The organism is Ectopseudomonas toyotomiensis (assembly GCF_017167985.1).
GTDB classification, from domain to species: domain Bacteria; phylum Pseudomonadota; class Gammaproteobacteria; order Pseudomonadales; family Pseudomonadaceae; genus Aquipseudomonas; species Aquipseudomonas toyotomiensis.
This window is the reverse complement of record NZ_CP070505.1, coordinates 474,679-488,411: the sequence shown is the minus strand read 5'-3', so window position 1 is coordinate 488,411 and position 13,733 is coordinate 474,679. Positions and strand designations below refer to the sequence as shown.

General features: G+C 61.6%; 13 protein-coding genes. 10 read left to right on the top strand and 3 right to left on the bottom strand.

The features are described from left to right. Nucleotides 1-23 precede the first annotated feature (23 nt). The 9 genes from JWV26_RS02085 (at nucleotide 24) to rpoS (ending at nucleotide 8,176) form a co-directional block, all read left to right on the top strand. The gene (locus JWV26_RS02085) at nucleotides 24-1,136 is read left to right on the top strand and encodes an S-(hydroxymethyl)glutathione dehydrogenase/class III alcohol dehydrogenase (protein ID WP_206418269.1); all 1,113 of its coding nucleotides are present in this window, start codon (nucleotides 24-26) and stop codon (nucleotides 1,134-1,136) included. Between the two features lie 80 nt (nucleotides 1,137-1,216). Further along, the gene (gene fghA, locus JWV26_RS02080; protein WP_206418268.1) at nucleotides 1,217-2,059 is read left to right on the top strand and encodes an S-formylglutathione hydrolase; all 843 of its coding nucleotides are present in this window, start codon (nucleotides 1,217-1,219) and stop codon (nucleotides 2,057-2,059) included. Nucleotides 2,060-2,236: 177 nt separating this feature from the next. After that, entirely contained in the window at nucleotides 2,237-2,710 is a 474-nt protein-coding gene (gene ispF / locus JWV26_RS02075; protein ID WP_206418267.1) for a 2-C-methyl-D-erythritol 2,4-cyclodiphosphate synthase, read from the top strand. Then, the gene (truD, locus tag JWV26_RS02070) at nucleotides 2,707-3,765 is read left to right on the top strand and encodes a tRNA pseudouridine(13) synthase TruD (protein WP_206418266.1); all 1,059 of its coding nucleotides are present in this window, start codon (nucleotides 2,707-2,709) and stop codon (nucleotides 3,763-3,765) included. The genes ispF and truD overlap by 4 nt, the downstream gene beginning before the upstream one ends. After that, a complete protein-coding gene (gene surE / locus JWV26_RS02065) occupies nucleotides 3,753-4,502 on the top strand; it encodes a 5'/3'-nucleotidase SurE (RefSeq protein WP_206418265.1) in 750 nt (249 codons plus the stop codon). The genes truD and surE overlap by 13 nt, the downstream gene beginning before the upstream one ends. Beyond that, complete coding sequence (locus tag JWV26_RS02060) at nucleotides 4,502-5,176, top strand: protein-L-isoaspartate(D-aspartate) O-methyltransferase (protein WP_017674762.1); 675 nt, start codon at nucleotides 4,502-4,504, stop codon at nucleotides 5,174-5,176. Before surE ends, JWV26_RS02060 begins: the two co-directional genes overlap by 1 nt. 25 nt (nucleotides 5,177-5,201) lie before the next feature. Further along, on the top strand, nucleotides 5,202-6,140 hold the full coding sequence (locus tag JWV26_RS02055) for a polyprenyl-phosphate transporter (protein ID WP_072425437.1): 939 nt from the start codon (nucleotides 5,202-5,204) through the stop codon (nucleotides 6,138-6,140). A 48-nt stretch (nucleotides 6,141-6,188) separates the two neighbouring features. After that, a complete protein-coding gene (locus JWV26_RS02050; RefSeq protein ID WP_079783290.1) occupies nucleotides 6,189-7,067 on the top strand; it encodes a peptidoglycan DD-metalloendopeptidase family protein in 879 nt (292 codons plus the stop codon). A gap of 101 nt (nucleotides 7,068-7,168) precedes the next feature. After that, nucleotides 7,169-8,176 carry an RNA polymerase sigma factor RpoS gene (gene rpoS, locus JWV26_RS02045; RefSeq protein WP_004424060.1) on the top strand — a complete coding sequence of 336 codons (1,008 nt, stop codon included), beginning with the start codon at nucleotides 7,169-7,171 and terminating at the stop codon, nucleotides 8,174-8,176. 477 nt (nucleotides 8,177-8,653) lie between these two features. Here rpoS and fdxA read toward each other — a convergent pair whose 3' ends face one another. From fdxA to JWV26_RS24495, 3 genes are all read right to left on the bottom strand, one after another. Beyond that, nucleotides 8,654-8,977 (bottom strand): ferredoxin FdxA, encoded by a 324-nt coding sequence (gene fdxA, locus JWV26_RS02040; protein WP_013716392.1) that lies wholly within the window; start codon nucleotides 8,975-8,977, stop codon nucleotides 8,654-8,656. Nucleotides 8,978-9,116: 139 nt separating this feature from the next. After that, complete coding sequence (gene mutS / locus JWV26_RS02035) at nucleotides 9,117-11,684, bottom strand: DNA mismatch repair protein MutS (protein ID WP_206418264.1); 2,568 nt, start codon at nucleotides 11,682-11,684, stop codon at nucleotides 9,117-9,119. A gap of 91 nt (nucleotides 11,685-11,775) precedes the next feature. Beyond that, nucleotides 11,776-13,080, bottom strand: a complete 1,305-nt coding sequence (locus JWV26_RS24495) for a methyl-accepting chemotaxis protein (RefSeq protein ID WP_079783292.1) — start codon at nucleotides 13,078-13,080, stop codon at nucleotides 11,776-11,778. A 110-nt stretch (nucleotides 13,081-13,190) separates the two neighbouring features. Here JWV26_RS24495 and JWV26_RS02025 point away from each other — a divergent pair, with 110 nt between their 5' ends. Then, nucleotides 13,191-13,691, top strand: a complete 501-nt coding sequence (locus tag JWV26_RS02025) for a CinA family protein (RefSeq protein WP_079783293.1) — start codon at nucleotides 13,191-13,193, stop codon at nucleotides 13,689-13,691. Nucleotides 13,692-13,733 lie beyond the last annotated feature (42 nt).

Below are 13,733 nucleotides of genomic sequence, written 5' to 3'. Positions count from 1 at the left end.
CACGCTCCCCTGAGAGAACTGTCATGATCAAGTCTCGTGCTGCCGTCGCCTTCGCCCCGAATGAACCCCTGAAAATCGTCGAGGTCGATGTGGCGCCACCTCAGGCCGGTGAAGTACTGGTGCGTATCGTCGCGACCGGCGTCTGCCACACCGACGCCTACACCCTGTCCGGCCAGGACAGCGAGGGCGTGTTCCCCTGCATTCTCGGCCACGAGGGTGGCGGTATCGTCGAGGCAGTGGGTGAGGGCGTCACCTCACTGGCAGTCGGCGACCACGTGATCCCGCTGTACACCGCCGAATGCGGCGAGTGCAAATTCTGCAAATCCAACAAGACCAATCTGTGCAGCTCGGTGCGCGCCACCCAGGGCAAGGGCCTGATGCCCGATGGCACCAGCCGCTTCTCCTACAACGGCGAGCCGGTCTACCACTACATGGGCTGCTCGACCTTCTCCGAGTACACCGTGCTGCCGGAAGTCTCCCTGGCCAAGATTCCCAAGGATGCACCGCTGGAGAAGGTTTGCCTGCTCGGCTGCGGCGTGACCACCGGTATCGGCGCGGTGCTCAATACCGCCAAGGTTACCGAGGGCTCCACCGTGGCTATTTTCGGCCTGGGTGGCATCGGTCTGGCTGCCATCATCGGCGCCAAGATGGCCAAGGCTTCGCGCATCATCGGTATCGACATCAATCCGGCCAAAGAGGCGGTGGCGCGTGAGCTGGGTATCACCGATTTCGTCAACCCGAAAGAGCACAGCAAGCCAATCCAGGAGGTCATCGTCGAGATGACCGACGGTGGCGTCGACTACAGCTTCGAGTGCATCGGCAACGTGCAACTGATGCGCGCCGCGCTGGAGTGCTGCCACAAGGGCTGGGGCGAGTCGACCATCATCGGCGTGGCGCCGGCCGGTGCCGAGATCAGCACCCGTCCATTCCAGCTGGTGACCGGCCGCGTCTGGCGTGGCAGCGCCTTTGGTGGCGTCAAGGGGCGTACCGAGCTGCCCAGCTATGTCGAGAAGTCGCAGAGCGGTGAAATCCCGCTGGATACCTTCATCACTCACAACTTGCCGCTGGAAGACATCAACGAGGCGTTCGAGCTGATGCATGAAGGCAAGAGCATCCGCACCGTCATTCATTTCTGACTTCAGGGTGACCTGACTGTAGGGTGCGCCATGCGCACCAGGATCAAGTGGTGCGCACGGCGCACCCTACGGAGATGCCCATGACCCTCGAAATCGTTTCCAGCAACAAGAGCTTCGGTGGTTGGCACAAGCGCTATCGCCATCGCTCCAGCTGCCTCAATTGCGACATGGTGTTCGCGGTCTACCTGCCGCCTCAGGCCGAGCAGGGCGCCAAGCTGCCGGTGTTGTACTGGCTCAGTGGCCTGACCTGCACGGACGAGAATTTCATGCAGAAAGCCGGCGCCCAGCGTATGGCCGCCGAGTTGGGGCTGATCATCGTCGCGCCGGACACCAGCCCGCGTGGCGAGGGAGTGGCCGATGACGCCAACGGCGCCTACGACTTCGGTCTGGGTGCCGGCTTCTATGTCAACGCGACCCAGGAGCCCTTCGCGCGGCATTACCGCATGTATGACTACGTGGTGCAGGAGTTGCCAGCGCTGATCGAAGCCAACTTCCCGGTTTCGGGCAAGCGCGGCATCGCCGGTCACTCCATGGGTGGTCACGGGGCGCTGATCTGCGCGCTGAAGAATCCGGGGCATTATCAGTCGGTGTCAGCGTTTTCGCCGATCAGCAATCCGATGAACTGCCCCTGGGGCGAGAAGGCCTTCTCGCTGTACCTGGGCGAGGAGCGCTCGCGCTGGCGTGAGTGGGATGCCAGCGTGCTGATCGCCGAGGCCAGCGAGAAGCTGCCGATTCTGATCGATCAGGGTGATCGTGACGATTTCCTCGAGGGTCAGCTCAAACCCCAGGTGTTGCAGGCGGCAGCCAAGACTGTCGGTCATCCGCTGACGCTGCGTATGCAGCCTGGCTATGACCACAGCTATTACTTCATCGCCAGCTTTATCGATGACCACCTGCGTCATCACGCCGAGGCGTTGACGTAGGTCGTTCTGCGCTGCGCTCATCAGGGCAAACTCTGTCCCTTGGTGCGCACGGCGCACCCTGCAGCCGCAGCCGGCGTAGCCCGGATGAAATCCGGGGTGCGATTTTCCCGGATTTCATCCGGGCTACGGGCAATGCGGTTAGAATCACGCCCTGACTTTTTCAGGGCGTTGTTCTTTATGCGTATCGGTCATGGCTATGACGTACACCGCTTCGGCGAAGGCGATTTCATCACCCTCGGCGGCGTACGGATTCCCCATAAATTCGGTCTTGTCGCTCATTCCGACGGTGACGTGCTGCTGCACGCCCTGAGTGATGCGCTGCTTGGCGCCGTGGCGCTGGGCGATATCGGCAAGCACTTCCCCGATACCGATCCGACCTTCAAGGGCGCTGACAGCCGCGCGCTGTTGCGCCATGTGATGGGCCTGGTGCGTGCCAAGGGCTACGCGGTGGGTAACGTCGACGCCACTATCATCGCCCAGGCGCCGAAGATGGCGCCGCACATCCAGAGCATGCGCGAGCGCATCGCTGAGGATCTGGGCATCGAGCTGGATCAGGTCAACGTCAAAGCCACCACCACCGAGAAGCTGGGTTTTACCGGGCGTGAGGAAGGTATCGCGGTGCACGCCGTGGCCCTGCTGGTCAAGGCATGAACGAGCTGCAACTGCTCGGGCCGCGTGCCCACGGCGAGGCCTGCGGGCGCGCGGTACTCAAGGCCACGGCCGAGGATTTCCAGGTTGACGAGGTACTCGACATCCCGCTCACGGGTCAGGGTGAGCACCTCTGGCTATGGGTGGAAAAGCGCGGCCTGAATACCGAAGAGGCCGCCCGGCGTATCGCCCGTGCTGCCGGCCTGCCGCTCAAGGCGGTCAGTTATGCGGGCCTCAAGGATCGTCAGGCGCTGACCCGCCAGTGGTTCAGTCTGCACCTGCCGGGCAAGGCCGATCCCGATCTGGTGGCCGCGCAGGGCGATGATCTGGTCATCCTGCGCAGCCAGCGGCACAACCGAAAATTGCAGCGTGGTGCCCATGCCGCCAATGGTTTCACCTTGCGCCTGACTGCCCTGGAGGCGGACCGCGATGCGCTGGAGCAGCGCCTGCAGCGTATCGCTGCGCAAGGCGTGCCCAATTATTTCGGCCTGCAACGCTTCGGCTTCGATGGCGGCAATGTCGAACAGGCCCGCGATTTTGCCGCGCGCCTCGAGCTACCGGTGCAGCGCAACCTGCGTTCGCGCCTGCTGTCCTCGGTGCGCAGCTATCTGTTCAATCAGGTGCTGGCCAGGCGCGTCGCTGCTGACACCTGGAGCCAGGCACAGATTGGTGACTTGCTGGCCTTCACCACCAGCCGCAGTTTCTTCATGGCCGGTGAGGCCGAGTGCGTTGACCCGCGCCTGGCCATTCTCGATCTGCATCCCACCGGTCCGTTGTGGGGCGATGGCGCTCTGCCGACCAGCGGCGCTACCCTGCAGCTCGAGCAAAGCGTGGCCGATGACGCTGCGCAACTGGTGCAATGGCTGATCAAGGCGGACATGGCGCACGAACGGCGAATTCTGCGCCTCCCCATTGGCGGCCTGTCATGGCATTATCCCGAACCCGATATTCTGCAACTTGCATTCGTCCTGCCGGCCGGGTGTTTCGCCACCGTGGTGGTGCGCGAATTGCTCGATCTGGTGCCAGCAGGGCAGACGGATACTCCATGCGAATTCTGATTTCCAACGACGACGGGGTGAACGCGCCCGGTATCGCTGCGTTGCACCAAGCGCTGGCCGACTATGCCGATTGCGTGGTGATCGCGCCTGCCGAAGACAAGAGCGGTGCCAGCAGTGCGCTGACGCTCGACCGTCCGCTGCATCCCATGGCCTTGGCCAATGGCTACATCAGCCTCAATGGCACGCCTACCGACTGTGTGCACCTGGGCCTCAATGGCCTGCTCGAGCAAACGCCGGATATGGTCGTCTCCGGCATCAACCTGGGCGCCAACCTGGGTGATGACGTGCTCTATTCCGGCACCGTCGCCGCAGCGCTGGAAGGACGTTTCCTGGACAAGCCGGCGTTCGCGTTCTCGCTGCTTTCGCGCCTGCCCGATAACCTGCCTACCGCTGCCTATTTCGCGCGCAAGCTGGTCGAGGCACATGCGACCCTGGATTTGCCACCGCGCACGGTGCTCAACGTCAATGTGCCGAACCTGCCGCTGGAGCATATCCGTGGCGTGCAACTGACCCGTCTCGGTCATCGCGCGCGCGCGGCTGCACCGGTCAAGGTGGTCAATCCGCGTGGCAAGGAAGGTTACTGGATCGCTGCCGCCGGTGATGTCGAGGACGGCAGTCAGGGCACCGATTTCCATGCCGTGATGCAAGGTTATGTATCGATCACGCCGCTAAGGCTCGATCGCACGTTCAATGAGGCCCTCGAATCTATGGATGGCTGGCTGGAGGGCATCTTCTGATGCGTGGACAGGACGAGATGCAGCGCAGCGGGATCGGCATGACCTCGCAGCGCACCCGCGAACGATTGATTCAGCGCCTCTACGAGGAGGGGCTTTCCAACGCGCGGGTACTGGAAGTGATCCGCCGTACGCCGCGCCATCTGTTCGTCGACGAAGCCCTGGCGCACCGCGCCTATGAAGACACCGCGCTGCCTATCGGCCATAACCAGACCATTTCCCAGCCTTATATGGTTGGGCGCATGACCGAGCTACTGTTGGCTGCGGGCCCGCTGGACAAGGTGCTGGAAATCGGTACCGGCTCTGGTTACCAGACCGCTGTGCTGGCGCAATTGGTCGAGCGAGTGTTTTCGGTCGAGCGTATTCAGGTGCTGCAGGATCGCGCCAAGGAGCGTCTGGCCGAACTCAAGCTGCGCAACGTGGTCTTTCGCTGGGGGGATGGCTGGGAAGGCTGGAACGCGCTCGGTCCGTACAACGGCATCATCGTCACCGCTGCCGCCGCGCAAGTGCCTCAGGCCTTGCTCGATCAACTGGCCCCAGGCGGACGTCTAGTCATTCCGGTTGGTAGCGGTGATGTGCAACAACTGTTGCTGATCGTGCGTGAAGAGGGTGGTTTTTCCCGTCACGTGCTCGATGCGGTGCGTTTCGTGCCGTTGCTCAATGGGCCGCTGGCCTGACCGCTCCATTGCTCTGGAAGGATCCATGAAGAAACATTTCCTGCTCTATGCCAAGGGCATGGCCATGGGCGCTGCCGATGTGGTGCCAGGCGTTTCTGGCGGCACCATCGCATTTATCAGCGGTATCTATGACGAACTGCTGCGCTCCATCGCCAGCATTCCCGAAGCGCTTCTGTTGCTACTGCGTGGCCGTATCAAGGACGCCTGGCAGATGGCCAACGCGACCTTCCTGCTGGTGCTGCTGTGCGGCATCCTGACCAGCATTCTCACGCTTGCACGCCTGATTACCTATCTGCTTGAGCATCATCCGATTCCGGTATGGTCGTTCTTCTTCGGCCTGATTCTGGTGTCTACCTATATGGTCGGACGAGAAATCAATCGCTGGAACTGGAGCCGGGCGGTGAGCTTTCTGCTTGGCCTGGCTTTCGCCTACTGGATCACCGTTGCCGCCCCGATGCAGTGGGGCAGTGACCTGCCGACCTTGTTCCTGGCTGGTGCCATCGCCATCTGCGCGATGATTCTGCCGGGTATTTCGGGCAGCTTCATCCTGCTTCTGCTCGGGCTCTACTCGGTGGTGCTGGGGGCGGTGAAGGACCTCGATCTGCTGGTCATGGCGGTGTTCGCCAGCGGCTGCCTGGTTGGCATTCTCAGTTTCGCGCGCCTGCTCAGTTGGCTGCTATCACGTTGGCGTGACCTCAGTCTGGCGTTTCTGGTTGGCCTGATGCTGGGGTCGCTGAACAAGGTCTGGCCCTGGAAGGAGACCCTGAGCTGGCGTATCGACAGTAAAGGTGAGCAGGTGCCGCTGCTGCAGAGCAATCTGCTGCCGGGGCATTTTGCAGAAATCAGTGGCCAGGACCCACAGCTCTTGCTTGCCGTGGTATTGGCAATCGTCGGTATCGCCTTGGTGCTGGGCCTGGAGTGGCTGGCTGGTCGTCAGGCGCTCGATACTGGTCGCACCGAATAAATACGGCACAATGGGCGCCGTACTCGGAATCATTCAGGGAGCAGTTGGGTGAGTTTCACCGTCCTTCACGTGCTAGTCCGCGCAGTTGCAGCGTTTCGCCTGCCGCTCGCCATGCTTGCCGCCTCGGCGTTGGCCGGTTGCGTCAGTTCGCCACCGGGTGGCGTGCAGGTGGTCGACCGTGGCCAGAACCAGAGTCGTGCCCCGGTGGTTCAGCGTCAGCCCGTGCGCAACGGTCACTACGTGGTGCAGCGTGGCGATACCCTTTATTCGATCGCCTTTCGTTTCGGCTGGGATTGGAAGGCACTCGCTGCTCATAACGGTTTGCGCGATCCCTATCTGATCCGCGTGGGTCAGACGATCCGTTTCGACAACCGCCCGGTGGCCAGCAGTCAGCCGGTCGTTTCGACGCCGCCTGCGGCCACCTCGCCCGTTGTCACTCAGCCGGTACCCAGTCGTCCGCCGGTTGCCGTGACTGCGCCGCCTGCAACTCAGCCCGCCCGCCCGCCGGTAGCCAACACGCCAGCGACTACGCCAGTAACACCCGTGAGTCGCTCGGCCAGTGGTTGGTCCTGGCCAACCGAGGGCACAGTAATCAGTCGTTTTTCCTCAAACGGTAGTTTGAATAAAGGCATTGATATCGCAGGGCAATTAGGCCAGCCTGTTTTAGCTGCGTCTGATGGATCAGTGGTGTACGCCGGGAGTGGTTTGCGGGGCTACGGCGAGTTGATCATCATCAAACACAGCGATACCTACGTAAGTGCTTACGGTCATAACCGCAGGTTGTTGGTACGGGAGGGGCAGCAGGTCAAAGCCGGGCAAAGTATTGCCGAAATGGGGTCCACAGGGGCCGACCGGGTGAAGCTGCACTTCGAGATTCGCCGCCAAGGTAAACCTGTCGATCCGCTGCAATATCTGCCACGTCGTTGATCCGTCGCTGACCCGTTCCATCACGTAGGAGGGACGGGCTCAGGTGTGGCCAGGACGGTTCCGCCAGAGTCTGTTGTCGAACTCAGCTAGGGACAACAACAATGGCTCTCATCAAAAAAGAAGCGCCGGAGTTTGACGTCGACGATGAACTGCTCCTCATGGAGCCAGGCATCGTTTTCGGCGAGGTTCAGGGCGATGAGGTGGAAGCACCGGTCGCACGTACCAAGGCCAAGAACGCCACCCCCTCCAAGCAGCACAAATACATCGACTACACCCGGGCGCTAGACGCCACTCAGCTTTACCTCAACGAAATCGGTTTCTCTCCCTTGCTCACTCCCGAAGAGGAAGTGCACTTCGCGCGTCTGGCGCAGAAGGGCGATCCTGCCGGGCGCAAACGCATGATCGAGAGCAACCTGCGCCTGGTCGTGAAGATCGCTCGGCGTTACGTCAACCGTGGTCTCTCTCTGCTCGATCTGATCGAGGAGGGCAACCTCGGCTTGATTCGCGCCGTGGAAAAATTCGATCCGGAGCGGGGGTTCCGTTTCTCGACCTATGCAACCTGGTGGATCCGCCAGACCATCGAACGCGCCATCATGAACCAGACGCGAACCATCCGTTTGCCGATTCATGTGGTCAAGGAGCTCAACGTATACCTGCGTGCAGCTCGTGAGCTGACCCAGAAGCTTGACCATGAGCCTTCTGCGGAAGAAATTGCCAACCTGCTGGAAAAACCGGTGGGCGAGGTCAAGCGCATGCTCGGCCTCAACGAACGAGTGTCCTCGGTGGACGTCTCGCTCGGTCCGGATTCGGACAAGACGCTGCTCGACACCCTGACCGATGACCGTCCGACCGATCCGTGCGAGCTGTTGCAGGACGATGATCTGTCGCAGAGCATCGATCAGTGGCTCTCCGACCTGACCGACAAACAACGGGAAGTCGTTGTGCGCCGCTTCGGTCTGCGTGGCCATGAAAGCTGTACCCTGGAGGAAGTGGGCCAGGAGATCGGCCTGACCCGCGAGCGGGTGCGGCAGATTCAGGTTGAGGCGCTCAAGCGTCTGCGGGAAATCCTGGAGAAGAACGGCTTGTCCAGCGACGCCTTGTTCCAGTGAGGTTTCGCTTCGATCATGAACCCGGCTCCGGCCGGGTTTTTTATGTGCGGGTATGTAAGCCATTGCTTACAGCTGTTGTCAGTGTTTGTGCTGAACGCTTGGGGGATATCCTGCTTTCTTTACCTGAATGCGTTGTTAACTGTATGTTTTTAAATGATTTATAAAGAATGGATGGATTGAGTGTGAACCCTTTTGGGGGTGATTCACTCGGGTTGTATTGCATCCTGTAGCGGCTAATATCGAATCCGTGCTCAGGGACAAGCACAGGTCATCAGGATGATGATCAGGAACATCGCAAGAAGCGATTCATCAGGATGATGGGTTGGGAAATAAAGGGATTAGGGAATAAAAGTGGGCGGCGCAAGCCGCCCCTTTTTTTTGCGCGTGCTGTTTGTGGCGCCAGCCTGGCGGGCAGTCGGCCCGGAGCCTGAAAGTAAAAGACCCGCACTTGGCGGGTCTTTGTGTTTCAGGGCGAACTCAGCGCTCCAGATGTTGCAGCTTGTCCTTCACGCCATCCCACTCTTCGGCGTCCGGCAGTGCATCTTTCTTCTCGGTGATGTTCGGCCATACTTCGGCCAGATCAGCGTTCAGCTCGATGAACTCTTGCTGATCCTCCGGTACCTCGTCTTCCGAGAAGATCGCCTGCGCGGGGCACTCCGGCTCGCACAGTGCACAATCAATGCACTCATCCGGGTGAATGACCAGGAAGTTCGGGCCTTCGTAGAAGCAGTCGACCGGGCAGACCTCCACGCAGTCGGTGTATTTGCACTTGATGCAGTTGTCGGTGACGACGAAGGTCATGTCTGATTCTCTCCTCGGGCGGCGGCCTGGGCCCTTTCTGTGAAGGGCTGCCAGGCGCTCTGTCTGTGGCCGCGGCTCAGGCTGTAAACCGGGCGGTCGTAAAATTGCGCGCGATTCTAGCAGTTTGTTGTATTGAACGTTAGATCTGCGTCTTCCATGTATATAACAGCTCCAGCGCCTTGCGCGGAGTCAGATCATCCGGGTTGATCTTGTGCAATTGCTCCAGCAATGGGTGCGGCACACTGGCGAACAGGTCGCTTTGCATCGGCGCTTGCGGCTGGCCGGGCGCCTGGCGTGGCAGATCGTGCGGCAGGCTGGTGGCCTCCAGGCGCGCCAGGTGCTCGCGTGCGCGGCTGATCACCGTGCCCGGCACGCCAGCCAGTTGCGCCACGGCCAGGCCATAGCTCTGGCTCGCGGGGCCTGGCTGAACGTGGTGGAGGAAGACGATACGCTCGTTGTGCTCGGTGGCCGAGAGGTGCACGTTGGCTACCACCGGCTCGCTTTCCGGCAGCACGGTCAGCTCGAAATAGTGCGTGGCGAACAGGGTGAAGGCGCGCAGGCGCGCCAGATGCTCGGCTGCCGACCAGGCCAGCGACAGGCCGTCGAAGGTGCTGGTGCCACGTCCGACCTCGTCCATCAGTACCAGGCTGCGCTCGCTGGCGTTGTGCAGGATATTAGCTGTTTCGCTCATCTCCACCATGAAGGTGGAGCGGCCGCCGGCCAGGTCATCGCTGGAACCGATACGGGTGAAGATGCGGTCGACCAGCGACAGTTCGCAGGCCGCCGCCGGCACGAAGCTGCCGATATGGGCCAGCAGCACGATCAGTGCGGTCTGGCGCATATAGGTGGATTTACCACCCATGTTCGGCCCGGTGATGACCAGCATGCGCCGGTTGTCGTCGAGATCCAGGTCGTTGGCCACGAAGGGCGTGGTCAGCACTTGCTCGACCACCGGGTGACGGCCTTGGTCGATGCGCATGCACGGCTCATCGACGAAGCGCGGGCGGTTCAGGTCGAGATTCAGCGCGCGCTCGGCCAGGTTGCTCAGCACGTCCAGTTCGGCGAGGGCTGCGGCACTGTCCTGCAGCGGCGCTAGATGGCCGATCAGGCGCTCGAGCAACTCGTCGTAGAGCATCTTTTCACGGGCCAGGGCGCGGCTCTTGGCCGACAACGCCTTGTCTTCGAATTCCTTCAGTTCCGGGGTGATGAAGCGCTCTGCGCCCTTGAGCGTCTGCCTGCGGATATAGTCGGCAGGTGCGGATTCGGCCTGTTTGGTCGGCAGTTCGATGAAGTAGCCGTGCACGCGGTTGTAGCCGACCTTGAGGTTGGCCAGGCCGGTACGTTCCTTCTCCCGCGCTTCCAGATCCATGAGGAACTGTCCGGCGTTCTCGCTCATGGCCTGCAGCTCGTCCAGCTCGGCGTCGTAGCCGGTCTTCAGCACCCCGCCGTCGCGGATTACCGCTGGCGGGTTGTCGATGATGGCGCGGGCCAGCAGGTCGGCCAGTTCCGGGTAGGTGGAGATGCTGCTGGCCAGCTGTTGCAGGTGCGGGGTATCCAGCGAGGTCATCGCCAGCTGCAGCTCGGGCAGTGCCGCCAGGGCGTCACGCAGGCGGGCGAGATCGCGCGGACGGGCGTTGCGCAGGCCGATACGCGCGAGGATACGCTCCAGGTCGCCGATTTCCTTGAGCTGCGGCTGTAGCGTTTCGAAGCGATAGCCATCAAGCAGGCGTGCGATGGCCTCCTGGCGTGCCTCCAGCACCGCGCGATCACGCAGCGGACGGTTCAACCAACGGCCCAGCAGGCGGCTGGCCATGGCGGTCTGGCAGCGATCCATCACCGATTGCAGGGTGTTGTCGCGGCCACCGGCGAGGTTGATGTCCAGCTCCAGGTTGCGGCGGCTGGCGCCATCGAGGATCACCGTGTCGTCCAGGCGCTCGTGACGCAGGCTGCGCAGGTGGGGCAGGGCGGTGCGCTGGGTTTCCTTGGCATAGCTGAGCAAGCAGCCGGCGGCGCCGATGGCCAGGGTCAGGTTCTCGCAGCCGAAGCCCTTCAGGTCCTGGGTGCTGAATTGCTGGCACAGGCTCTTGAAGGCGCTGTCGCGGTCGAAATCCCAGGGTGCGCGGCGGCGCGAGCCCTTGCGCTTCTCGGCGGGCAGGCCTTGCGGCCAGTCGTCCGGGATCAGCAGCTCGGCGGGGCTCAGGCGCTCCAGTTCGGCCAGCAGGTTTTCCCAGCCCTTGATCTCCTGCACGCTGAAGCGGCCGCTGGTGATATCCAGCACGGCCAGACCAAACAGGCGCTCATCACCGAGGACTGCAGCAAGCAGGTTGTCGCGGTGCTCATCGAGCAGGGCTTCGTCGCTGATGGTGCCGGGGGTGATGATGCGCACCACCTGACGTTCCACCGGGCCCTTGCTGGTGGCCGGGTCGCCGATCTGTTCGCAAATCACCACCGATTCGCCGAGCTTGACCAGCTTGGCCAGGTAGCCTTCGAGCGAATGGAAAGGAATGCCGCACATGGGAATCGATTGGCCGGCCGACTGGCCGCGTGCGGTCAGGGTGATATCGAGCAGCTTGGCTGCTTTCTTCGCGTCTTCGTAGAAGATCTCGTAGAAGTCACCCATGCGATAGAACATCAACTGATCCGGGTGCTGGTTCTTCAGCTTCCAGTACTGCTGCATCATCGGGGTGTGAGCGGAGAGATCGGTCATGCCGGGCCTTACGTGCGGTGGGTGTGACGAAGCCGGGAATTTTCCCATACTTCGCCCCTCGCGTGGGCTGCGAATCTGACGCAATTACTCTTCAGTCGGTGAAGGTCACCGAGAACTGGGCCACAGCCTCGACCACGCGCTGCGACTCGCTGCGTATCTCGCGGATCACTTCACCAGCCTGGTTGGCCAGGTCTACGCCGGTACGTGCACGCTCTCGCGTGGTTGCCATGCTGGCTACTGCGTTGCGCGTAAGGTTCTGGTTCTGCTGAACGACGCCGTTGATCTCCTGGGTGGCCTGGCTGGTTCGCGAGGCCAGTTGACGCACTTCATCGGCCACTACGGCGAAGCCGCGACCCTGTTCACCGGCACGTGCCGCTTCGATGGCTGCGTTGAGTGCCAGCAGATTGGTCTGGTCGGCAATACTGCGAATTACCTGAACGATGCTGGTGATCTGCTCGGATTGTTTGTTAAGGCCTTCTATCTGTTCGGCCACATGAGCCAGTTCGCTGGCAATGTCGGCGACCACCGCGACGGTCTGGGCCACTGTGCGGGTACCGTGATCGGCGGAAACATCGGTCTCCTTGGCGATGTCATGAGCCAGCTGGGCAGCGGCAGCCTCCGAGTCGCGGCGCTCGACCTGGGCGGTGATGTCGCTGGCGAATTTCACTACGCCATAGACACGGCCGTTGGCGTCATAAAGGGGGTTGTAGGTGGCACGCAGCCAGACCTGCTGGCCTTGTTTGGTCACGCGGCGAAAACGATCTGACATGAACTCGCCTTTGTTCAAGCGAGCCCAGAACTGGCGGTATTCATCGCTGCGGCTGTCCTCGGCCAGGCAGAAGAGCCGGTGATGCTGGCCGATCACATCGTCGCGGCGATAGCCCATCAGATCGAGGAAGTTCTGGTTGGCACTCACTACCTCTCCCTCGAGGTTGAACTCGATCACCGCCATGGAGCGGTCGATCGCCTTGATGTAGCTCTCATGCATATGTTCGGCCGCTACCTGGCGGGTGATGTCGGTGGCGATCTTCATCACCTTGGTCACCGAGCCCTGATCATCCCGGATTGGCATGTAGGTCGCTTCCAGCCAGACTTCCTTGCCGTCTTGCGTCAGCCTTGGAAAGCGATCACTGAAGTGCTCGCCTTGGCGCAGGCGCTGCCAGAACTGTTGATAGGCGAGGCTCTCGCTCAGGTTGCGGGAGCAGAACAGACGATGGTGCTTGCCGACGATCTCTTCCAGGCGGTAATTCACCACGCCGAGAAAGGCTGGGTTGGCGTCGAGGATGATGCCGTCCGGGGTGAACTCGATCATCGCCATCGATTGGCGAATGGCCTGTAGCTCTGCCGCTCCCTGATCCTGCGCGTCCTTGTGTTCCTTGTTCCGTGAAAGCCACATCGCAGTGCCTCCTATTGCACCCTAGCCCGTGATAACAGTAGACGAATTTTGCCGTTTCCACTGGCAGGCAAGCTGTGTAGGGTTTGCCGTTCGATGAGCGAGGAGTGGATATGGACAGAATCAGCCAACTGGCCGAACAACTGGGTGCAGCATTGCAGGCGCAAGCTGCCCAGGTCACCACTGCAGAGTCTTGTACAGGCGGCGGTATCGCCGAGGCGATCACTCGTATTCCCGGCAGCTCGGCCTGGTTCGAGGCTGGCTATGTGACGTACTCCAACGCCCAGAAAACCAAGCAGTTGGCTGTATGTGCCGACTTTTTCGCCAGTGTGGGCGCCGTTAGCCGGGAGGTGGTCGAGGCGATGGTGCGTGGCGCTCAGGCCAATAGCGGGGCGCGCTATGCGGTGGCTGTCAGTGGGGTGGCGGGGCCGGGCGGTGGTTCCGTGGAGAAACCGGTCGGTACCGTCTGGTTGGCCTGGGGCGATGGCGAGCGTCTTTTCAGTGTGCGCAAGCAGTTCGCTGGTAACCGCGATGAGGTGCGCCGACAAACGGTCGAGGCCGCTCTGGCGGGGCTTCTGCGCCTGTTGGCGGAGGAAAATCCGCTTGTGGGGTAGGCGGGCGACTTGCCCTGTGGAATAATACTGGCTACTTATACA